Genomic DNA, 23,058 nt, shown 5'->3' on the forward strand with positions numbered 1-23,058 from the left:
GATCAGCCTGAGCGAGGAAGTGATACCCTCCTCGCACCTATTTTTGTCTCCTTAGCAACCACCTGCTAGGAGCTCAGATGAACTGATTTTCGGTTCCAATAAATGCAAGGATGATCGCCAGTGTGAGCCAACTATGGCAAAGCAGGCGGGGGCTGGTGAGCGAGCCGACAGCAAAGTACTCATACGATTATAAAACGATTCGTTGGCTCCATCGCTGTGCAAACCCATCGCAAGTGCCAAGGTTTTAGTTCGGAAACGCCCCAGCCTTAATTGCAAGCCGGACCAACTCGGAAATATTGCATGCGCGCATCTTCGTCATCAGCTTGGCGCGGTAGACCTCGACCGTTCGCGGGCTCAGATCGAATTCGCGGGCAATTTCCTTGTTGGTTTGTCCATTCACAAGGCAATTCAAAACCTGCGCTTCGCGCTGACTGAGCGATGCCAGCCGTAATGTCAGATCCGTACCCCACCCGCTTTTTGCAGCAGCAAGCCACTTCGGCAAGAGCGCCGAACGCACCACTTCGACGAGCGCCTCACCATCAAAGGGTTTTTCCAAGAAATCGGTAGCGCCAAGTTTCATCGCTTTAACGGCCAGCTGCACATCGCCATAACCGGTCATGACAATCACTGGAACGGCGTGTCCCATGGCACGGAGCCTCCGCAAAAGCTCAATGCCGTCTAATCCTTGCATGCGGATATCGGTAAGTATGCATCCACTGTGCAGGGGCGGCGGAGCTGCGAGGAAGATTTCGGCAGAGTCGAACAACTGAGCCGTTAACCCCGACGAAGCAAGCAAGAACGATAGCGAGTCGCGCAAAGCGGCATCGTTCTCGATCACATAAACGCTGCCGGTGGCAGACACGATCCTACTCCTCGTTAACGGATGGAATTGTGAAGCGAAAGGTGGTCCCGCCAAAAGGGTTTGTTTCCACCCAGAGGCGTCCGCCATGGGCCTCTATTATGGTCTTGCTGATCGAAAGACCGATTCCCATGCCGGTTTCTTTTGTCGTCATGAAGGGTTCGAAGAGCCTCGGCAAATAGTCCTCAGGCACTCCGTGACCCGTGTCGGATACCAAGATTTCGACCATGAAACTTGAGTCGAGAGTCGCTGCGACAGTAAGCTCGCGCCGGACGGTGTCCTGCATGGCTTCGAGTGCGTTTCGCAGGAGATTGACCAGCACCTGTTGAATTTGCACCGTATCGACCAGGACGCAGTTAACCTCTGACGCGACCTGAACATGAACCACGATACCCATATCATGCGCACCCGCGAGAGCCAGGTCACATGTTTCCTCTAGAAGATGGGCAATCCGCACAATCCTTTTGTCGCTCTCATTGCGAGAGATGAAATCGCGCAAATGCCTGATAATATCCCCAGCACGAAGCGTCTGCCTGGCGGCTTTATCGAGTGCTGCGCGAATGGTCGCCGCGTGCGAATCGTCATTCCCTTCGAGCAGACGCTGGACGCCAACAAGATAGTTGTTGATGGCCGCAAGCGGCTGATTAAGCTCATGCGCAAAGCTCGAGGCCATCCCCCCGAGCAAGCTGAGACGAGATAGGCGAAAGAGATTGACTTGTAGTTCATGCAGCTTTGCTTGCGTCTTTTGCTGTTCGGTCAGATCACGTATGAACCCAATAAAATGCCGGTGGCCAAATTCCGTAATACTCCCGCAGTCCGCCCGAACCACTTCGCCGATAGCAAGCAGCATCGGAAATGTGGTCCCATCCTTGCGTTGGCCGGTGAGCACTCGATCAAAATGAATTACAGGAGGTTTGTTGGTTCGCCGATCATGCTCGAGAGAGCTATCATGCCGGTTGCGATCGATCTCAAGCGACAATTTGTTGATGTTTCGGCCAACTATCTCTTCGGCCCGGTAGCCAAATAAGCGTTCGGCAACGGCACTAAAGGATGTTACGATACCGGCCTCATCGATCACGATCATCGCATCGGGCACCATGTCGAGGATCGATTGAAGGCGCTGATTGTTCGAGCGCAATTCGTCTTCTGCGCGTCTCCGGCTATCGATGTCAAAGACGACGCCGCTCAGTTCACGTCCGCCAACACGGCGGTCAGGGGACATCGACCCTTTCACATGGAGCCAGTTTGCCTTGCCCCCGGCGTGAACAACCCTAAATTCGAGATCAAGGAAGCCCGTCATCTGAACGGTACGCAATGCCGCGATAACACGTTCTCGATCTTCGTAATGTAGTAACGATGTGAATAACTTGCAATTTAATGGCTTACCACGACGGATATTGAGAAGTCTTGCACAGTATTTTGAATAGGAGATCACGTCACGGTCGAGGTCCCATTCCCAAATTCCAACTCCTGCTGCTTCATAGGCAACCTCATATTCTTGGTTATAACGATCCACAAATCCGCGAGAAATTTTACCTATGTTTCTCATTTATTCTGGATACTTCTCCAAATGCGCGCAATTCAATCCCGCTCACTGACGCTTATGGTTGCGCGGTCGCCGGGATCCCAAAGCATTTGATTTGAATGTACAATTGATAGTAGTTAAATGCAAAATACCATTTTGAAATATTATTAATCTCGCGACGCACCACAACACGCCGGATACGATGCCGGAGCTGGACAAATCGCTCCCTGCTAATCCCACCGGCTCATTTCGCTACCGGAATTACCATAACGGGGCAGTTTCATTTTCGAGTAGAACCGGTTAAGCGGCTGTGCTTCCGCCAATCGCGGCCCGTGTTCGGCCCGGAAGCGACTATCGGCAAGAATGTAGGTCAGCGACAAAAGCCCAAGACGAGGCCGTAAGCTCAAATCGACCAATCGTCGCCGAGGTCATCGATATCGTCGATAAAGCCATCAGCGGCAAGCAACGCGATGACCTGTGCTGCCGATTCTTCAGCGGTTTGCCCCTGGCGCGCAACAATGAGTTCCGGCGCTTCAGGCGGTTCATAGCTCTGGCCGATGCCGGTGAAATTTGCGATCTCTCCCGCCATTGCCTTTTTGTAAAGCCCTTTCGGATCGCGAGCGATACACGTCTCAAGCGGTGTATCCACGAAAATCTCGATGAATTCACCTTTTGCAAGCAAGTCGCGCACCATGGCCCGCTCGGCCCGGAATGGCGAAATGAACGAGCAAAGCGCAATGAGTCCGGCGTCTGTCATGAGCTTCGCGACTTCGCCAATTCGGCGGATATTTTCCACCCTATCAACTTCGGTAAAGCCCAAATCCTTGTTGAGCCCATGCCGCACATTATCGCCGTCGAGCAGAATGGTATGAACCCCTCGTCCGTAAAGGCGAGCTTCGACGAGATTGGCAATGGTCGATTTGCCGGAGCCAGAAAAGCCAGTGAACCATAGTACGGCGGGTTTGTGATGCTTGATGCGCAAGCGGTCCTGCTTACCGACACTCAATCCTTGGCGATGAATGTTGGCCGCGCGGCGTAACCCGTGCGCAATCAGCCCCGCCGCGGCGGTAGCGTTGGTCGCGCGGTCAATGAGAATAAAAGCTCCGGTCGTGTGGTTGTCTTTATAAGGATCGAAAGCGATGGGCGAGGTCGTCGCGAGATTACAGACGCCCACCTCGTTCAGGCTCAAAGTTTTGGCCGGAAGCTTACCAAGCGTATTGACATCTAGCCGATGCTTGAGTTCGGTCACCGCCACGGGAACCGTCCTTGTCCCCTCTTTCAAGAGATAGGAGCGGCCGGGTATCAACTTATCTCCACTCATCCAGATAAGATGCGCGGCAAATTGATCAGAAACCTCGGGCCGGTTTTTCGGATCGCATAAAATATCGCCGCGTGCGACATCGAGTTCGTCCACCATCGTGAAAGTCACCGCATCTCCCGCAGTTGCGCTGTCGAGGTCACCATCGGCGGTGACAATACGCGCGATCCGCGAGAACCGGCCAGAACCGGCAACGACGATGTCATCGCCGGGGCGCACGGTTCCACTCGCGATGGTTCCAGAAAATCCGCGGAAGTCGAGATGCGGGCGATTGACCCATTGGACAGCAAAGCGGAACGGCCGGGCGGCCAGGTCCTGGCTGACATCGATGGCCTCGAGATAATCGAGCAGCGGCGGACCGTCGTACCAAGGTGTATTGGCGCTCTTTTTTGATACATTGTCACCGTGACGGGCCGATATCGGAATCGGCATGATCGTCTCAAACGTCAAATTGGCGGCAAAGGATTTGAAATCAGCAACGATCTTTTCGAACCCGGCCGCGTCAAAGCCAGTGAGATCGATCTTATTGACGGCGAGCACCACATGCCGGATGCCTGTCAGCGAAACAATCGCGGCGTGGCGGAAAGTTTGGGTTAGGAGACCCTTGCGCGCATCGACAAGCAAAATCGCAAGATCGGCGCATGACGCGCCGGTTGCCATGTTGCGGGTATATTGCTCATGGCCGGGAGTATCGGCGATGATGAACGAGCGCCGCGGCGTTGAGACATAGCGATAGGCGACATCAATCGTGATTCCTTGTTCGCGCTCGGCTTCCAGCCCATCCACGAGCAGCGCGAAATCGATGTTGTCGCCATCGGTTCCATGCCGGCGCGAATCGCGTTCAAGCGCGGCAAGCTGGTCATCGAGAATGAGACTCTGCTCAAATAAGAGACGGCCGATCAGCGTCGACTTCCCGTCATCGACAGAGCCACAAGTAAGCAATCTGAGGGTTGGGAGAGCGGCGGTTTTTATGAGAGTCGGCGCTTCCGCGCGCACGGCTTCGAGCATCAGAAATAGCCTTCCCGCTTTTTCTTTTCCATTGAACCGGATTCATCGTGATCAATCAGGCGGCCTTGCCGCTCCGATGTCGTCGAAGCACGCATTTCGGCGATCATCTCGGGAAGATTCGCGGCTTGCGAGCGGATTGCCCCGGTCAGCGGATAGCAGCCAAGCGTGCGAAAACGGACGCTCTCCATGCGCGGCACTTCGCCAGGCCGCAAAGGAAATCTTTCGTCATCGACCATGATAAGCGCACCGTCACGCTCAACGACGGGGCGCTTCTTGGCAAAATAGAGCGGCACGACAGGAATATTCTCGGCCAAAATATAGTCCCAGACGTCGAGTTCGGTCCAATTTGACAATGGAAACACCCGCATCGATTCGCCTGGCTTGATTCTGGTGTTGAAGAGTTGCCAAAGCTCAGGCCGTTGGTTGCGCGGATCCCAGGCATGGGCGACCGAGCGATGCGAGAAAACTCTCTCCTTGGCCCGGCTTTTTTCCTCATCGCGCCGGGCGCCCCCAAAGGCGGCGTCGAACCGCCAAAAGTCGAGGGCCTGGCGCAAACCCTCGGTCTTCATCACCTGGGTGTGCACGGACGAGCCCGAGGTGAATGGCGAGACGCCGCGAGCCAAGCCCTCCTCATTGATATGCACGAGAAGCTCCATCCCGGCCCTCTTCACCGCTTCGTCGCGAAAAGTGATCATTTCCCGGAACTTCCACGTCGTATCGACATGGAGGAGCGGAAATGGCGGCTTGGACGGGAAAAACGCCTTTTGCGCCAAATGCAACATCACGCTCGAATCCTTGCCGATGGAATAGAGCATGACAGGACGCTCGAACTCCGCGGCCACCTCGCGCATGATGAAGATCGACTCAGATTCGAGCCGTTGCAGATGGGGAGAAACGTCACTTTTCACATAAATACTCTGTTATATGATAGATTTCACGTAGATCATTACGTTGTTATTATGATGCTCCTAGCGGTTTGGCAATATTTCCTGTGGGTCACCGTCACAAGGAAAACCGTGGTCCTTGCGCCGTTTTGAGGCACAGGGGAACGCCCGCGATGACCAAAACGACAGCCTCGCACGTCTCCGCCAGCGTCTGATTAAGAAGGCCTTGCGCGTCTCTGAATAGGCGCGCCAGCGCATTCTCAGGCACGAGTCCAGAACCAACTTCATTTGAAACAAAAACAACCGGCCCCGCAAGCCCGGCAACGCTTTGCGCCAGGCCGTGCGCCGCCGCCGCTACATCGGCATTCTGCAAGAGAAGCTTGCTGAGCCACAAAGTTACGCAATCGACAACGATGATACGATCCGGGCGGGCCTCCCGCTGAAGGGCCTCAACCAGGGCGACCGGCTCTTCGACCAGTGCCCATCGTGCGTCCCGCGCGGCGGCGTGGCGGGCTATGCGATCCGTCATTTCGGAGTCAAGCGCCTCCGCTGTCGCGATCAAGACGGGCTGGCGGCCGGATTTTTCCGCGAACGCTTGCGCAAACCTACTTTTGCCAGAGCGGGCCCCGCCCAGGACGAGAAGGCTTTTCGTCACGACTGCGGTGTTTTGCAAGTCGCCGGCTGACGCGCTGGCCCTAGCCGCCAGCTCGGCATGCAGCATAGGTAGCGAAAGGCGCGCCCTAGGTGCGCCATGGATGCTCCGGCAAATCGCTGACACCGATGGGTCCTACGCCTGCGAGCGCAACCGCGTGGTCGTTTTCCACCGAGCTTCCGCTGACGCCGATCGCGCCGACCAAGACACCTTCTTTGTCAACGATGGGCAATCCGCCGGGAAACGTAATCAGGCCGTCGTTTGAATGTTCGATGCCAAAGAGCGATCCGCCCGGCTGCGACAGCTTCCCGATGAGCCCTGTCGGCATGCCAAAGAACACCGCTGTCTTGGCTTTCTTAATGGCAATGTCGATGCTGCCAACCCACGCGTCGTCCATGCGGTGGAAGGCTTTCAGATTTGCCCCTGAATCGACAATCGCGATGCACATTTCGGTACCAAGTTCGATGGCGCGCTTGCGGGCGGCCTCGATGGCGATTTCAGCGTCGGCGATGGTGACATGCATGATTGATGTTCCTTGGGCTGATTTTCATTCCACGCTCTGCGGTCTCAATAACCCCAAAAGCGGTTCACTCTTATCGGCAAAGCGTTAAAGCCGGGCGACACCGCAGACAATTTACTTAAATATCGCAGGCGCGGGAACGCCATCTCGCGGGCGGTATAGGTAGTGCAAGGCAAAAAGAAGGAGAAAAACAACCGGCAAATTCCGCGTTGTCCATGCCAAAAAGACGTCCGAGGTGCTTTCAAGCATCATGTGCTGGGTATCCACGAAAAGATAAATGCTGACAGGCAGAGCCTGCCGTAAGCTCGACAAACGTCCGCAAAGGACAAGCACGGGAAGCATGAAAATGAACGGATATACGATCATTCCGGCCAAGCCCCAACTTGCCAGACCTTCCATCGGAAGACCAAAAACCGCAAAATAGATGCGCCCCGGCTCGGAAAGTCCTGTCTGCCATGACAGCCAATCGCCTGGGCCAATCGTGGCTATACCCTTGTCATAGCCAAGGAACCCTGGGGCAATACGGGCGAGACTCTGCTCGATCCCTTCCAGCCCAATCGGTTTGCGCGTGCGTATGCCGTTGTATGCCGCATCCACCAGGCCAACCCACGTCAGACGATCCAAAACGTCCGAGCGGTTGCCAAAATAGTCATAGGGAACCAAGGCCTTCATATCTAGGTAATTAATATATTTTTCAGCCTCGGTAAGGCTTTTCAAGTATCCTGGGTCAGTCAAGGCCTTCGTAAACGTACTCACAGCACGATCGGCGAACTCAGTCACCGATTCTCCTCCCCTGTTCAACCTTAAATATATAGTAATTGGCGTGAAGACATATACGAAAAATATCGATGCTAATATACCTGCAATAATATGACGGATATATATCGTATTATAAAGGAATGCCGTCGTAACTACTCCAATAACACAAGCGACAATTTGACCCCTTTCATTATATGAAATCGAAAATATTACTTGAATAAGAAATAATACCACAAGCCTTTTCGTGATGAAGGTGCGCCCGTCAGTTTTGATAATTGCGTAGACAGTCTCCGCAATCAATCCAAGATAATAAAAATCTCGTACCGCGGATCCAAGAACAACAAAGGCTCCGCCAGGGCTCGCATTTTCTGAATTTGGCTGTTTGCCTGAAAAGAGCGCATTGCCGATTATTCCGATGAAAATGCAAGCAGATGACATTCGTCGCAAGGTCAGCAAATCCGTTGGAAACTGGAAAAAAGCCTCACCCCGGTCGAGTGCCCTCGCAACGATAAGCATTGCGGTCAGCACAAACATAAGCAGCAAGATCAAACTGAAAGTAGCATTTGCATCAAATAGGTTCGACTCGAGTGTTTGTCCGTATAGAGTTTTCGTGACGAGCGCCATTCCTGGATATTGCATGCAAAAGCCAATGCCCAGCACGCCATAAAGATCGCGCCCGCAATAACTGAGATGCAAGAAGGGGATGGCGACCGCTACTGCGCACATCGCGACGATCGTTGGACTCGCGCCAAGCAGCAATTGCAGGGTAGAGAAGACGCCGATAATGGTTAGGGGAATGAAAGGCGATACGTTTGTCTTGACGTGAACACGAGGGCCAGACACTTTCATACCTCGCGTTGCCGCCACTTAAATATTGGGCCAATTCAAAAATTGGCAGTAAGAAAATGGTACTCACCGCGAAAGCAACGCTGGCACATCGCGGAACGCCCTAAACGGCCCCCAAACAGTAGAAAATCGTGACCCAAACGGAATTGATTCGAGCGAGGTCCAATTGCTGGACACGAGCTCAATCTCAATCAGCAAACGTCAACCGGCCTAGCCCGCCGCAGCAGCCTTCTTAGCGATCTGGCGCTTGATCGCTAGCGCGTCTTTTGAGAGTTCCGTGTCCTGAGCCTTTACCAAAAAAGCGTCGAGACCGCCGCGATGCTCCACAGAACGCAAGGCGGAGGCAGTTATGCGCAAGCGGACTTTCCGCTGCAAGGCATCGGAAATGAGGGTTACATTGCAAAGATTCGGCAAGAAACGCGTCCGCGTCTTGTGATTGGAATGGCTGACCAAATTGCCGGTCTGCACGGCCTTTCCGGTCAATTCGCAACGGCGGGACATTGTATCTCCTAGAGCTATGATCTGGCCGTTCAACGGCCTCGGTCCGGGCCAAATGGCGGCCGACCGCATCTTCCCTTGTGCATTCCGTGAATCGGAGGTTCTTAAGCTAAGGGTTCGCAAGCGTCAAGGCCGGAGTGCAGCGAATATCTTAAACCTGCCCTCGCAATGAGACCACCTGAAAAACATCCGTCGACACGCAAATCATACACAAAAAGAAGCATTTTTTTCAATTGTCTGAAGGGACTGAGCCCCCGGCACCTTGAATCCGCGCAAATTTAACCTCGTCCGAAATCCGCAAGGTTAAAACGGTCTTAACCGCCCACTCTTAAATTGAAGTCATCGCAGGCAGGTCTACCCAGTCGCGCCGTAAGCGTGGCCTGCAGATTGACCTGTAAAATGGCGGCGGCAGTACGGCGGCGGGAATCGAATGCGGACAACCACCAATTTTTCGGTCCTGGATCATATTCCAGACGCCCTGCGCGAATTTTTGATGAGGCGCGGTGCTGAACTTGCAGGGATTGGCCTGATTGGCTTCAGCGCGGCGATCGCCTTGGCGCTAGCATCCTGGTCGGTGCTCGACCCTAGCTTCAATCATGCGGCTCCAGGGCAGGTGCACAATCTTCTTGGCGCGCCAGGGGCTATCGCCGCCGATCTTATCATGCAGATGCTCGGCGTTTCGGCGCTCGCATTTTTGGCGCCCATGTGTCTGTGGGGATGGCGGCTCATCTTTTCCGGGCGCCTCGAACGGGCGCAAGCCCGTTTGGGGTTGTGGATCGCGGGCGGAATTCTTGCGGCGGGGCTCGCCTCACTGCTGCCCGTCACCGCCCGCTGGCCTTTGCCGACTGGCCTTGGCGGCGTTGCTGGCGATGCCATCCTGGCGATCCCTAGCCGGTTGCTTGCGGGATCCGGCACCGCAATGCTTGTGTTTACCGCAATTCTGGCGGTAGGCGCGATCCTTTGCCTTTCAGCTTGCGTCAGTCTGCGCGATTACAGGTCTGATGATTCCGGCGATGATGCTGACACAATGGTGACGAGGCGAGGTGTGATGCCCGCCGAGGATCTCGACGCGGCAGGGGAGCCTGGGACCGCGCTTATTTTGCTTGGCGCCGTGCTGCACGCTGGACTTAGCCTCAAAGCCGCAGTGGCCCGCCAAATCGCCCGGCGCCGGGCGCCCCCCGCCATGCCGCAGCCCCTCGCAATGCGTGACCATGACGGTTTCTTCGACCGGCCGCTCGATCTTTCCGTCGAACCGCTGCATTGGCCGCAACTCGAGCCGGAAAACTCAAGTTTCGACCCAAGTGCCTACGCGCCGCCCGCCACCCGCGAAGCAATCGGAACTCAGACAAGGCAAAAACCTGATGTCGATATTTATGCGCCACGTCGGGTCATCGCCCCGGCAGCCGCCGCGCTGAAGCCGGGATCGCGTGCCCTCAAGGAGACTCAGCCCTCGCTGCTCGACCGCCTGGCAAGGCAGAACTACCTGTTGCCGCCACTCCATATCCTGGCCGAGCCAAGAAATTCGGCCGCAAGCAAGGTTTCCGAGGACGCGCTTAGCCAAAACGCCAGGCTGCTGGAAGGTGTGCTCGAGGATTTCGGCGTCAAGGGCGAAATCGTTCATGTGCGGCCGGGTCCGGTTGTCACCCTCTATGAGCTCGAGCCCGCGCCCGGCATCAAATCGTCACGGGTCATCGGACTTGCCGACGACATCGCGCGCTCCATGTCGGCGCTGTCGGCCCGTGTGGCCGTCGTGCAAGGGCGCAATGCGATAGGCATTGAACTGCCGAATCAGCGCCGTGAGACGGTTTTCTTGCGCGAATTGCTGGGGTCCCAGGATTTCGAGAAAACCAAGCACCAGCTGGCCATCGCGCTCGGAAAGACAATCGGCGGCGAGCCGATCATCGTCGATCTCGCCCGCATGCCGCATCTTCTCGTCGCCGGAACGACCGGTTCAGGCAAGTCGGTTGCCATCAACACCATGATCTTGTCGCTCCTCTACCGGCTGAAGCCGGAGGAGTGCCGCCTCATCATGGTCGATCCGAAAATGCTCGAATTGTCCGTCTATGACGGCATTCCGCATTTGCTGACGCCGGTTGTTACCGATCCGAAAAAAGCGGTGGTGGCGCTGAAATGGGCGGTCCGTGAAATGGAGGACCGCTACAAGAAAATGTCGAAGCTTGGCGTGCGGAACATTGAAGGCTTCAACGCCCGTGTGACAGAGGCGAACGCCAAGGGCGAGACACTCATGCGGACCGTGCAAACGGGCTATGACCGCGAGACTGGTGAAGCGATCTATGAACAGGAAGCGATGGAGCTTTCGGTCTTGCCCTTCATCGTCGTGATCGTGGACGAAATGGCCGATTTGATGATGGTGGCGGGCAAGGACATCGAGGGCGCGATCCAGCGGCTTGCCCAGATGGCGCGCGCGGCGGGTATTCACCTCATCATGGCGACGCAAAGACCGTCCGTCGACGTCATCACCGGCACGATCAAGGCCAATTTTCCGACCCGCATTTCGTTTCAGGTGACCTCAAAAATCGACAGCCGCACGATTTTGGGCGAGCAAGGCGCGGAACAGCTGCTCGGCCAGGGCGACATGCTTTATATGGCGGGCGGCGGCCGCATTTCACGCGTGCATGGCCCTTTCGTCGCCGATGGCGAAGTCGAAAAGATCGTCGCGCATCTCAAGACGCAAGGGCAGCCGGAATATCTCGAGGCGATCACCAGCGAGGACGATGCGAGCGAGGAGGATGCCGCCGCACCGGCACCTGGTAGCATGGACGCCGAGGAAGCCGGCGATCTCTACGATCGCGCCGTCAATATCGTTCTGCGCGATAAAAAATGCTCGACAAGCTATATCCAGCGCCGGCTGTCCGTCGGCTACAACAAAGCCGCGTCCTTGGTTGAGAGGATGGAAAAAGAGGGTGTCGTGGGCGCCCCCAATCATTCGGGAAAACGAGCGATTTTGGTTGGCGGCGGCATCGACCGCGGCGCGTTTGACGTGGCGGCGGAGGGTTAAGCACGCGAAACCGCCTGCCCCGCTCACGCAGGCTTTTTTCCACTAATGTTCAAGTGTTTGTTACGCGCCAAAATCACTTAAGACGCGTTTCCAACGTTTCCCAATCGTTCCAACCCGGTTTCCAATCGTTCGACAGGGTTCATTGAGCATGGTTTCGCCGTTTCCCAAATCAGCCGTCTTAATGTTTCGAGTATTGCAGATCGCTGGAAGCCTGCCTCACCAAGAGAAAAAGATAGCGGTTTCCTATCGTTCGCACGAATGTTTGGCAACCGTTTGATGAAACGTTCAAGGAAATTGCCGCAACGTTCTTGCGTTACACCGGATTGAATAATTTCTCGCCCGGGAGTCTTCTCAAATGACCAAGACGGCCGAGACCAAACTTGCGGAACTCAAACTCCGCCTGCTTGAAATCAGCGACCTGGCGGGCGCGGGAGCGCTGCTCGGCTGGGATCAGTCCACCTATATGCCAAGAGGTGGCGCTCCCGCGCGGGCTCGCCAGGGCGCGACGCTCAGCAAGCTTGCGCACGAGAAATCCATCGATCCGGCGCTCGGCAAATTACTCGACGAACTTGCGCCATATGCCGATGATCTACCTTATCAATCCGATGAGGCTAGCCTGATACGGGTCGCCCGCCGCGACTTCGAAAAGGCGATCAAAGTCCCAAGCGCCTATGTCGCCAGGGCCAGCGCCCTCGGCTCATCCTCTTATGATGCCTGGACGCGGGCACGGCCGGCGAACGACTTTGCAACCATGCGGCCGTTCCTGGAACAGGCCGTTGAACTTAGCCGTGAATATGCGGGTTTTTTTGCGCCCTATCAGCATGTTGCCGATCCGTTGATCGATGCCGCCGAGGAAGGTATGACGACAGCGTCTATCCGCTCGCTTTTTGCCGAACTCCGGAGCGAATTGCAGCCGATCGTGCGCGCCATCGCCGAACAGCCTGTCCCCAGTGACGGCTGCTTGCGTGGCTCATTCCCTGAGACGACGCAGCTGGATTATAGCCTTTTGGTGGTCAAGCAATTTGGCTATGACCTTGATCGCGGACGGCTCGACAAGACACATCATCCTTTTTGCACAAAATTCTCGACGGGGGACGTCCGGATCACAACCCGCGTTGACGAAAAGCTTTTCGGGGACGCACTGTTCTCCACCATGCACGAGTCCGGTCACGCGCTTTACGAGCAAGGCGTTGCCACCGCGCTCGATGGCACGCCGCTCGGATCGGGAACATCGGTCGGCGTGCACGAGAGCCAGTCGCGGCTTTGGGAAAATGTTGTCGGCCGTGGCCGTGCGTTTTGGGAGCATTTTTTCCCTATTTTGCAAGATCGTTTTCCTGATCAGTTCCGCCGGACAAGTTTCGAGACCTTTTACCGGGCGATCAACAAGGTGCAACGCTCCTTGATCCGCACGGATGCCGACGAGGTCACCTATAACCTCCACATTATGATGCGTTTCGACCTTGAGCTGGACTTGCTCGAAGGCAGTCTGCGCGTCAAGGATCTCCCCGAAGCTTGGCGTGCCCGAATGCGCACCGATCTCGGCGTTACGCCCGATGGCGATCGTGATGGCTGTCTGCAAGATGTGCATTGGTATGCGGGCAGCGTCGGCGGCGGATTTCAGAGCTACACCATAGGCAATATTCTCAGTGCGCAGTTTTATGCCGCCGCCCTCAACGCCTGTCCCGGCATCCCGGCCGAGATCGCGAAGGGGAAATTCGGAACCCTTCACGGCTGGCTCCGCAAGCACCTCTACGAGCATGGGCGTAAGTTCCAGCCGGGTGAGGTGGTCATGCAGGCGACGGGCGGCCCGATGAGCATCGAGCCCTATCTCGCGTATCTTCGTACCAAATATGGCGAGCTTTACCACTTACCGCCGACCGGCGAAGGCAATCGACGGGCAAGTACGGGCGGCCGTTAAGACCAGCTGGACCAACGAGATTTGGCTCCCTGAGCAGGAGCCTAATAACATGAATAAATACTTGAAAATAAAAGATAATTCTGCAAAAAATAAATTTTTATACCAACAAAGATACCAACAAATTTTCAAGCTGTCTTGGCCATCAGCGCCGGTAGATCTGACCTTACGCCCATCGAAACGTCGGCGATCCGGAACGCAAGCGCACAGGCGTGGCCCGGCGCCGCGGCTGGTGCTGCAAACACCGTTGGCGCTTGATTCTCGGCGATGTTCCAATCTTCGCCGGAGGCCTTCGGACCAGACATGAAAACCACTGTGGGTGAGCCAATTCCACGACACTCCAGCAGAACACGACCTCGACCGTCGTCGAATTGGCGTCAGACTTCAATTCGCTCTTGTGCGGGGTCGTCAGCGGCTCACTCGATGGAACATAATCGAGCCGGCCCCGGAGTTCATTTCTTTCATCTGAAAGTCCGGACTCCTCCATTCCGAGACTTGGATTAGCGAAGCGTCTCCTCGGCCAAGAAAGCGGCTATGTCGCGCGCCACCTCCGCCTGCATTCGCACACGCTCCGCCGCTCCCTCGCTCGGCTTCTCGGGGCCGGCGCCGTCTTGGGCCTTATCCAGATTGACGGCAGCCTGATCCCTTAGCGCGGCATAGGTCAGCACGCGGTCGATACAGCGCTGCCACTCGGAAGCGATAGCGGCCTTGATCGCGGCGTCCGCCGCCTCTCCCCGCTGTTGTTTTTCCACCGTCAATTGATCGCTCATGGTTTGCGCCCTTTGCCGGTAATGGAGGCTCAACGCACCCCCCTTAAAGATTATCTCTGACACGATTTGGTCAATCGTGTCCTTCAGTCATCCGGTACAGCTATCAGGCTAAGAGCCTGACCCAAAAGGTTGTTGCGCTCGCGCTGGTTGCGTGATTCCCGAGATTCCGAAGCGTCGGAGGATGATTCGGAATGTGGACTGAGCAGCACCGCAAGATTTACCAGCGGGTCGAGAAGCGTTATCCGAGCGATATGACAGATGGCGAATGGGTGCGTCTTGAACCATTGATCCCGCCCGCCAAACCCGGTGGGCGTCCGCGCGAAACCAATATGCGCGAAGCGATCAACGCCATTCTTTATCTCCTTCGCACCGGCTGCCCATGGCGTTATCTTCCTCGCGAGGGATTTCCGCCGCGCTCGACTGTCTACAATATCTTTCGCAACTTCCAGAAAGCTGGCACCTGGGACGCGATCTGGGAACGATTGCATATGGATTTGCGTGAAGTCATGGGGCGTGAAGCGATCGCCTCGGCCGCGATCATCGACAGTCGATCCTTGAAGTCGGCGGAAAAAGGGGCGGTCATGACCGTCTGACCGGGTATGACGCCGGCAAGAAAGTGAAGGGACGCAAAATTCATGCGTTGGTCGATACGCAAGGTTTGCCGATGCGTATCGTCATTCATTCGGCGGGCGTCCAAGATCGTGATGGAGCCGCGTTCGTGCTCGATAAAATCCGCAACAGCTTCCCCTGGCTCGAACTCTTGTGGGCGGACAGCGGATACAACGCACATCAGGTTGACGCGGCGGTCGCGAAGGTTCCTTCGCTGCGCATTGAGATCGTCAAGCGCAGCGACGACATGAATGGCTTCGTCTTGCTGCCGCGCCGCTGGGTTGTCGAAAGAACCTTCTCATGGTTCGGGCGCAACCGCCGCCTCGCCAAGGATTGGGAAAATCTCGCCGCAACGCTTCAAGCCTTCTTCGCTCTCGCCTCGATCCAGATCGCCATCAGACGACTCGCCCGATAGTTGTCTTTTGAGTCAGGCTCTAAGTGTTGGTGACGGCGCCCTGATGCTTCGGTCGTGGAAAAATAATGCATTTGACGTGGCGGAAAAGCTGATGTTCCGATCGGCCTTCAGGCGCACCCGCTGCGTCGTGCCGGCGTTGACACACCGCCGGAACAGCAGCGGCGACTGCTTTGGGCCGAAAGGGGACGGACTGCTTCCGAGCGAGCGACCCGAGAAAGCGGACGCAAGCCGACTTGGGAAGAGCATTGCAGAATGCCGGCGACAGTGACTACACTGCCCTCGGAACGGGCGAATGAGCCATCCAGCGAGGAAATGCCGTGTTGCAGCGTTCGCGTCAAAATGGGTGAGTCCGCACCCGCACCGACCGTCCTGATCGTGGGGGCAGGTCCGGCGGGATTGTTCGCAGCCTGCGAACTTCTGCGCCATGGCGTCAAGCCGCGCATCGTGGAACGCAGGCTTGCGCCGCATGGCGAGACTCGCGGGACAGCCCTCCAGCCGGCGGTGCTGGAGATTCTTGACCGGGCCGGCCTGATCGAACCGTTCCTTCGCGCAGGCGTGCGCGTCAGGCACATTCAACTCTTAGGTCCGGGTTTACAGGAGATCTTGAAGTCGAGTTTCGAGGATGTTGGCTGCACGTATGAGTTTCAGTGCAGCCTTCCGCAATGTCGCACCGAGGCAATCCTGCGCGAACATTTAAAGAGGCTTGGCCTTGAGATCGAATTCGGCACCAATGTCACATCGATCGAAGATGTTCCGGCCGACCTGCGCATGACGCTCGAAACCGACGGGCGAACGGAGCTCGTCACGGCGGCTTACGTTCTAGGCGCAGGCGGTGGCCATAGCATAACACGCCATTCGATGCAGGAACATCTCGCGGGAGAAACCTATGACGGTCGATATGTGGTCGCCGATGTGAAGTTTCGACTTCCCTGCCCACCCGAATGCGGCCGCGTCATTGTGGGGTCTACTGGGTTCGGACTGTTCTCGCCGCTGCCTGATGACCGCTGGCTTATTTTTGTCAATCGCGACGAGGCTGATAAGCGGCGCGAGCTTCCTACGGCAGCTGATTTGAGCGCGCTGCTCAATGCCCGGATCGGGGTTGACGTGGGGTTGAGCGATCTCCGATGGGTTTCCTATTTCAAGATGCACAAGCGTGACGTTGAGAGGATGAGCGATTGGCGGCGTTTCCTGTTGGGCGACGCCGCCCATCTGTCCAGTCAGCTCGGCGGGGAGGGAATCAACGCAGCGTTTATGGACGCGGCTGACATCGCCTGGAAACTCGCCCTTGTCATACTCGGCGCGGCGCAACCATCACTACTCGACAGCTATGCAATCGAACGGGGGCTTGCCGACCACCACGTGCTGGAAGTATCGGACGAGGTTCACAGCCTTGTGATGGAGCTTGTCGCGATGTGCGACGGCGGTGGCGCGCCGACCCTGCCGCCGCGGGATCCGGCACAGAACGTGGCTGCGGCACGCAGACGGTCGATGCTTGATGTTTCCTACGCGGGAAGCGCGCTCGTCGGTCAGGCCGGCGCAGTCGTCGAAGGACCGTCACCGGGAGACCGTTTCCCCGCCTGCTTAAGCCTAAGCGGTACGTGCCACCATCTGATCGTGTTCGGCGAGGCGCCTCGCTTGGACTATCTCCGCGCCCGCTGGGATAAACTCGTCTCGATTGTAGATGCTTCAAGCGCGCATTTCGATGCGACCAAGGCCGGCGTGCCTAACGGCGGTGCCATCCTCATTCGGCCGGACGGCTTCATCGGGTTCCGTGCCACACCCGCCAACGAAACGACAATGGACGCCATGGACGCCCACCTGACGACCTATCTGGTGCCCAACGTCGGCGCGGAACGAAGGGCAGTAATCAACTGTAGTCGTTCCGCAGATAGCGACTGATCTTGAGCCGCCGTTAGGCGGAAGTGAGGTTGGACACGATCTGCGCGCAGCATTGTCGGTGTGACCAATAACCAGAGCTCTGCTTTCCACCTCTAGCAGGCGGGAAGCTCGAGGGCGAAGCGTCCGCTTCGGAGGAGCGGCGACTATTCATTGAAAGGCTTGATTGGGCGCTCTGCAGTCGGCGCCCCAGCTTCGTGAACGACTGCTTCGGAGAGCGGGGACAATCGAAACGCCCGGAGCGCTGCGCGCTCGCGGCGTCGACGTCACCATGCTCACCTGCAACTAGGCGAGCAAGGTCAAGGAACTCCAGCTCCAGCGAAAAAGAATACAACACAAGCGACCAAATTGCACCGAAATTGGAAGGCGAAACGTGCTATGGTGGCGCTGACTCAAGGGGCAGAGCGTGGCGACCTTGGGGTGGCGTGACGGCTTCATGTGCCGCGCGTACGGTTGGCCAGAGTCAGATTGGAGATATTTTGCTCGTTACAGTCCGCGACAATAACATCGACCAGGCATTGAAATTCCTGAAGAAAAAAATGCAGCGCGAGGGAATATTCCGAGAGATGAAGCTCCGGTCCGCCTATGAAAAGCCGTCTGAAAGAAAAGTGCGGGAGAAAGCGGACGCCATTTCGCCGCGCTCGCAAGCTCGCCCGCAAGACTGCTATTCGCGATGGTTTGATTGCCGCCCCCAAACCGAAAACACCAGCACCCGGCCAACGCAAGCCAGCTTTCGCTCAGCTATAGAAGCCTCGACGTCGAGACAAAGCGACTCAGTGAACGGCCCCAGCGGCTTCGCTGGGAATGTCCGCTTATGCGTTCCACACGATAACCCTCGAACGACCTGGTTGGGCGCGAAATAGAAGCGGCGGGCCGAAAGGGGCATGACGGCTTTCGGGCGATGAGATGGAAAAGAGGACCTTGGCCAAATGGCACAGTCCGACCCCAAAGCGGTCCTTCGGCATCGTGCAGAAATCAACATGGGCTGTCCCGTCGGACCGGGTGCTCGGCGCGAAAAGAGCCCCAGCCGCGTTGTGTCTCGGCCATCTGATGACGTCCCCCCATTGGAGCGGCGCGCGCAGAACAATCTCGGCAATGCGCTCAAGCTTCCACCGCTGCGTCACTGTCCCCGCCGCCTCGGCGGTTTGTTGGAGGTTCTAGCCGGGGGCTCGCTGGGTTGTGGGGCGATGTCCGCCTGCGGCATGACAGCCGGGGGCGATCGAGACTGTTCGGTGGGTTGTGGGGCGGTGTTCACCTCCGGCATGATCTGAAGTAGCGGCTGGGGCCCGACCGAAATCTCCCCAAGGAATGGGCGGTCGTGAGCAAGGATCAGCAACACGGACGCGGCCACCCCGGTTGCAAAGGTTCCCATCGCGATCGTAGAGGCGAGCCGGTTATCGCTGTGAACGATGGCGATCGCCAGGAGGGCGCAGACTGCTTGCAGGACCAGACATGCCCACTTAACCAAATTGACTTCGGATCGGCTGGTGAGAATGCGCTGGCGACGCGCATCCAACGCGCTTTCAAGTGCGGTGGTGATCTCACGCTGTGCGGTCTGTTGGCCCAGGTTGCTGGGCGCGAGAGCAAGAGTCAGCTGCAACGCCTCGCCGAGCGCGCGTGGGTAGATGCTCAGCGTGGCGGTGTGCCGGGCCATCATAGGCCACTCCTGAGTTGCGGCTTCCTCAATGTAGCGGCGGATCAGCGCACGCAACCGCACCTCGGGCTCTCCCGGAAAGCTGGCGGCGAGGATTACGACAGATCTTAGAGCACTAGCCTCCCGGTTGACTGCCACATTGGCCCGTTCGGTATCGTTCCAGACCTGCGCAGCGGTGAACGCGACGAAAAGGCCGAAGATGATACCCAGTGGCGGCAGCATGCCGGGTGAGACGGCCTTAAATGAGCGCGCTCGCTCGCCAACCGCGAGGACCGCGACGATTGCATGGATTGCGGCCGCGACCAGGTATGTAAGGCCGAAAACAACCAGTGCCATCCATAGGACTGGGAGATTATGCAGCCAGTCGCTCATTTTATTGCCCCTTGGCCGTATTCGCCCATTCGTAGATACGGCCGCTCGGCTCGCAAGCAGCTTAATGAGGTGACGTCCGCCCGACTTGTCGATTGTGCAAAATAAACTGTGCCCCCGGCGGCAGGTCCAGTTTAGGTCATTTTCGACGTTCCGCACGTGTGTCGGACCGATCCGGTTTAACTCAATAACCGGACGCGTGGATAGCACTCAGACACTTCGGAGTCGCGCCACGAGCGGCCATGCACCGACGAGTGCCGAATAGCTAATATAATTCCGCCAAAGCGGACTTCTCGGCGGGGAATTGCTTATTCCGCTCGTACTTGAGCTTACTAGAGGTACCTGAGACGCGATCTGCACTGTTTGGCGCAACTGGCCTCTTTGACCCCACGCGCATTGTCAAATATCGCGGCCATTCTCAGCCGCCGGATCTCGTTTCCCCTTGCGGCGTAGCCGAAGGTGAGGCTCGGCCGATCACATTGAAGCGCGCCTTCTGCTCGTCGGTCAACGAGTTGTAGAAATCGGTCAGCGCGGGTTTGACAGTGTTGACGGCGTCGGCAAGGGCATCAAGGCGTTTGCCCACCGCATCGAGCCGGCCCATCAGTGTCTGTGGAATGTCAGTTGGGCAGGAATAATTGAGGTCCGCGGCGGCCTTGGCCGAGGCAGATTTTAGCGCGTCGAAAGCGGCATTCTGCTGTTCGGTCGGTTTGATCAACTCCTTGACGCGCTGCACCGGCAATTGCGTGAAGTTCTCCGTCTGCAGCTTGCACAGACCGCCGAGATTGCCTGACGGTGATTCTTCTCGTGCCATTCCGGCGCGCCGATACTCGGTCTGCGTGCCGATGGCCGCGAATCGATCTTTCTGCTCGTCATCCAAAGAATTGTAGAGCGTCGCAAGCGATGGGCGTAGGATCTGTACGGCCTGACTCATCGCCTGGATTCGTTTCATGACGACATCGAGTCGCGCAATCGGCGTGAGCGGGACTTCTGTCGGGCACGAAACCCGCAAGATGTTATCGGCCTTTGCGGATGCCGCCTTGAGATCGTCCAGCGTTGCCACTTGCGATTCAGTAGGCCGGATCACCCTGTCAATCTGGTCAATCGGCAAGCTGACGACACTGGGGGCCAGGCCACCACAGGTCATTGCGCTGTTGGAGCGGGCCTCAAGGTTAGCATGCGCCACGGAGCGAGCGGCATAAAGCCGATGATGGTGACGATAATGGCGCCCCTCATCGTAGCCGTAAGAGGCGTTGCCGTTCGCAGATGGGACGTTGCCGTAGATGTTGAACAGACTGTTTCCCCCATCGTAATAGGGAGTGTAGGCATAATAGGGGGAGAACAAGGGGCCCGGCCAGAAGATGCTGGTCAGCAACAAGTCGGGCCCGTAGGCGAAGAAGGGGTCGTAGAAGGCATAGGGCCAGAGCGCGAACGTCAGCGCATCACCGAAAAAGAAGGGCCAGAAAACCGGTCCTGCCCAATAGCCCCATCCGCTACCCCAATCGTTCCAGCCGGCGCCCCAATAATTGTTGCCCCAAGAATTCCATGCGGCCATGCTGCCGAAGGCGTTGCGATTGAAGCCATGCGGGTCGAAGCTGTGGACGCCGTTGAATCGGCCAATCTCGCGGCCACCGAACCCGTTATGGGCGAAGGCAGTCCGGCCGCCTAGGCCGCCAGCGCCGCCGAACCGCTGCCCTGCCAAGTTTGCGTGCCCAAAACGGTCGCCGCCAAAGTGGCGACCGCCGAACTGCCGTCCACCGAAATGGCTGCGGGCGAAATGACCCCCTCCGAAGTGCCTGCTACCGAAGTGCCCGCCGCCGAAGTGCCTGCCGCCGAAGTGCATGCCTCCGAAATGGCCGCCTCGGAAGCCGCCGAAGTGATGGAAGCCGCCGAAACCTCCAAAATGACCGAAGCCTCCGAAGTGGCCCCCGCCAAAACCGCCGAAGTGACCGCCACCACCGAATCCACCGTGCCCAAAGGCAAATGCTTCGCTCATCACGCCAGGCATCGCACCCGGCGTAAACGAGGCTTCGAGGCCGAACCCGAGCGCGATCGCCGCTCCGAGAATTTTCAGCATACGGCGAGTCATGGCGCTCTTCTCCCCTGCCGCTTCGGGACTATGACACCCCTGCGCACACAGCCAACGCACGGACGGTTCCGCGCGTTCCATGGAACTTTAAGTATGGCTTAAGCCTTTATAATCTAAAGCGCATCGTCAACAAAATGGACGCGATTTACGCATGCGATTACGAATTCATGTGACGCGCAGAACGGCCACGATTTCGGCCGGACCGCAAAGACCCCGGCGCGAGCGGCGCTATAATTGGGGGCCAAAAGTTTGCGACAGGGAAAGTGACTAAAATTGGTGACTTGAAACGTGAATGGATAGGAACCTCTGGACCTGTCGCGGTGATGTGAACCGCTTCATGATCCGCTCTTTTGCCTCGTTGGCAGACGTGACTTTTCCGGCGATTGTGCGATCAGAAGCCGTAGCTCAATTCGTAGTTCCAGCGCCGTTCACGCAGCGCTCGTAGAGCTTATCATAACGCGAGGCGATTTTACTGCGTGCCGCAGAATCTTGCGCATGAGCCGCCCTACGGCTGCTCGGTCTCGTGGACTTTGGATCAAACGTCGAGAACGAAGCCGTCCTGGTCGAAGGCGCGCTATCTTACAGGAAGCATCTTCATCTTCAGTGACGCGGGAATTTCCACTTCTGGCGCACTGGCAACATTCTGGCGGCTTGACCGAATCTCCGCTTTCCACTCATCAAAGCCGTAAACATCTTAGGGTGGACGTCCGCTTTGGAGAAGCGGCTACGGTCGGCTGGAGGATGCAATTGGGCGCGAAACAGAAGCGGCTGGCCAGAAGGGGAAGGTCCGGTTCCCGGTCCGAAAACGAAGTTTTGGACATTCGCTTCGCAAGTCTCGTGCGTTCGGAAAAGAGCGATCCTTCTCTTCCCAACCTCGGCCGCCTTGCGCCAATTCCGGAAATAACCCCGAGTCTTCGACAAGTACATGTTCGCAAAGGTCAATCGCCAGCATGAACATATGTCTTGTGTATTACGGCTGGCTGGTTTGTCCTTGGTCTGCGACTCATGATGCCCATGGTCTACAGCTTCTGGTCAGTTCCTAAACCGTCCAGCAATGGCTTTCGGCGAATTTAATGAATGCGTTGAGGTCGTCATCTCGTTCACGCAAACACAGAAGACTGCACGTTCTAAAGAATTCCATGTCGGCGACCTGCGCCAGCTTCACGGCCGGTGCCCTGAGGCGAGCCGAAATAAATGATAAACCTGCTCCGGCGGAGACGAGAACGAGTGTCCTGTCAATTTTGAGTATCTTAATACCGCGAGAGAAGAGAGCATTGCTTGAATCCTCGAACATGTCGCGACCTGTCCGTCTGGACCGAGGCGGCTAAACCGCCTTTCCGATCGTGCATGCCTGATGTCGCCCTGTCATCACTTTAGCCGCTTACATCTAGTCTTTTATGCGCTTGATGACCCGCCCAGATTGTGCTTGCGATACGGATCTGGCAGTAGAAACAAC

Annotated in this window: 16 protein-coding genes and 1 pseudogene; 5 read left to right on the top strand and 12 right to left on the bottom strand. The window is 57.0% G+C overall.

Features of this window, described 5'->3' with window-relative positions; all coding sequences use genetic code 11:
* Positions 1-244: 244 nt before the first annotated feature.
* The 8 genes from fixJ to rpmB all read right to left on the bottom strand — a co-directional run bounded on the left by fixJ (position 245) and on the right by rpmB (position 8,872).
* Complete coding sequence (gene fixJ / locus QEV83_RS03680) at positions 245-862, bottom strand: response regulator FixJ (protein WP_280129913.1); 618 nt, start codon at positions 860-862, stop codon at positions 245-247.
* 4 nt (positions 863-866) lie between these two features.
* A complete protein-coding gene (locus tag QEV83_RS03685) occupies positions 867-2,159 on the bottom strand; it encodes a PAS domain S-box protein (RefSeq protein ID WP_280129914.1) in 1,293 nt (430 codons plus the stop codon).
* 628 nt (positions 2,160-2,787) lie between these two features.
* Positions 2,788-4,710 carry a sulfate adenylyltransferase subunit CysN gene (cysN, locus tag QEV83_RS03690; RefSeq protein WP_280129915.1) on the bottom strand — a complete coding sequence of 641 codons (1,923 nt, stop codon included), beginning with the start codon at positions 4,708-4,710 and terminating at the stop codon, positions 2,788-2,790.
* Complete coding sequence (cysD, locus tag QEV83_RS03695) at positions 4,710-5,561, bottom strand: sulfate adenylyltransferase subunit CysD (protein WP_280130955.1); 852 nt, start codon at positions 5,559-5,561, stop codon at positions 4,710-4,712. Before cysD ends, cysN begins: the two co-directional genes overlap by 1 nt.
* 151 nt (positions 5,562-5,712) lie before the next feature.
* Positions 5,713-6,372, bottom strand: a complete 660-nt coding sequence (gene cobU, locus QEV83_RS03700) for a bifunctional adenosylcobinamide kinase/adenosylcobinamide-phosphate guanylyltransferase (protein ID WP_280129916.1) — start codon at positions 6,370-6,372, stop codon at positions 5,713-5,715.
* Positions 6,335-6,769, bottom strand: coding sequence for a heme-binding protein (locus tag QEV83_RS03705; protein WP_280129917.1), 435 nt, complete (start codon positions 6,767-6,769; stop codon positions 6,335-6,337). The genes cobU and QEV83_RS03705 overlap by 38 nt, the downstream gene beginning before the upstream one ends.
* A 111-nt stretch (positions 6,770-6,880) precedes the next feature.
* Entirely contained in the window at positions 6,881-8,368 is a 1,488-nt protein-coding gene (locus QEV83_RS03710) for a hypothetical protein (protein WP_280129918.1), read from the bottom strand.
* A 213-nt stretch (positions 8,369-8,581) separates the two neighbouring features.
* Positions 8,582-8,872 carry a 50S ribosomal protein L28 gene (gene rpmB / locus QEV83_RS03715; protein ID WP_280129919.1) on the bottom strand — a complete coding sequence of 97 codons (291 nt, stop codon included), beginning with the start codon at positions 8,870-8,872 and terminating at the stop codon, positions 8,582-8,584.
* A gap of 427 nt (positions 8,873-9,299) precedes the next feature.
* On the opposite strand from rpmB, the gene QEV83_RS03720 reads away from it, so the two are divergent.
* The gene (locus QEV83_RS03720; protein WP_280129920.1) at positions 9,300-11,888 is read left to right on the top strand and encodes a DNA translocase FtsK; all 2,589 of its coding nucleotides are present in this window, start codon (positions 9,300-9,302) and stop codon (positions 11,886-11,888) included.
* Positions 11,889-12,243: 355 nt separating this feature from the next.
* Entirely contained in the window at positions 12,244-13,806 is a 1,563-nt protein-coding gene (locus QEV83_RS03725) for a carboxypeptidase M32 (protein WP_280129921.1), read from the top strand.
* Between the two features lie 125 nt (positions 13,807-13,931).
* Here the strand turns inward: QEV83_RS03725 and QEV83_RS03730 are convergent, their stop codons facing one another.
* Both QEV83_RS03730 and QEV83_RS03735 read right to left on the bottom strand, forming a co-directional pair.
* On the bottom strand, positions 13,932-14,108 hold the full coding sequence (locus QEV83_RS03730) for a hypothetical protein (RefSeq protein ID WP_280129922.1): 177 nt from the start codon (positions 14,106-14,108) through the stop codon (positions 13,932-13,934).
* A gap of 195 nt (positions 14,109-14,303) precedes the next feature.
* Positions 14,304-14,573 carry a hypothetical protein gene (locus QEV83_RS03735; RefSeq protein ID WP_280129923.1) on the bottom strand — a complete coding sequence of 90 codons (270 nt, stop codon included), beginning with the start codon at positions 14,571-14,573 and terminating at the stop codon, positions 14,304-14,306.
* Positions 14,574-14,764: 191 nt separating this feature from the next.
* On the opposite strand from QEV83_RS03735, the gene QEV83_RS03740 reads away from it, so the two are divergent.
* From QEV83_RS03740 to rpsU, 3 genes and pseudogenes are all read left to right on the top strand, one after another.
* Positions 14,765-15,597 (top strand): IS5 family transposase gene (locus QEV83_RS03740; RefSeq protein ID WP_280129924.1). Its coding sequence is split into 2 segments (ribosomal slippage): positions 14,765-15,161 and positions 15,161-15,597, totalling 834 coding nucleotides; the frame shifts between segments, so codons are not numbered across the junction.
* Between the two features lie 252 nt (positions 15,598-15,849).
* Positions 15,850-17,496: an FAD-dependent monooxygenase gene (locus QEV83_RS03745; RefSeq protein WP_280129925.1), complete on the top strand. Its 1,647-nt coding sequence runs from the start codon at positions 15,850-15,852 to the stop codon at positions 17,494-17,496.
* Between the two features lie 476 nt (positions 17,497-17,972).
* Positions 17,973-18,240, top strand: a pseudogene (gene rpsU, locus QEV83_RS03750) (30S ribosomal protein S21).
* A 373-nt stretch (positions 18,241-18,613) separates the two neighbouring features.
* On the opposite strand, the gene QEV83_RS03755 reads toward rpsU, so the two are convergent.
* Both QEV83_RS03755 and QEV83_RS03760 read right to left on the bottom strand, forming a co-directional pair.
* Positions 18,614-19,519, bottom strand: a complete 906-nt coding sequence (locus QEV83_RS03755) for a DUF4239 domain-containing protein (protein WP_280129926.1) — start codon at positions 19,517-19,519, stop codon at positions 18,614-18,616.
* A gap of 415 nt (positions 19,520-19,934) precedes the next feature.
* Positions 19,935-21,521: a Spy/CpxP family protein refolding chaperone gene (locus QEV83_RS03760; RefSeq protein ID WP_280129927.1), complete on the bottom strand. Its 1,587-nt coding sequence runs from the start codon at positions 21,519-21,521 to the stop codon at positions 19,935-19,937.
* Positions 21,522-23,058: the final 1,537 nt, after the last annotated feature.

Origin of the sequence: Methylocapsa sp. D3K7 (assembly GCF_029855125.1) — a bacterium.
In the GTDB taxonomy this organism is placed as follows: domain Bacteria; phylum Pseudomonadota; class Alphaproteobacteria; order Rhizobiales; family Beijerinckiaceae; genus Methylocapsa.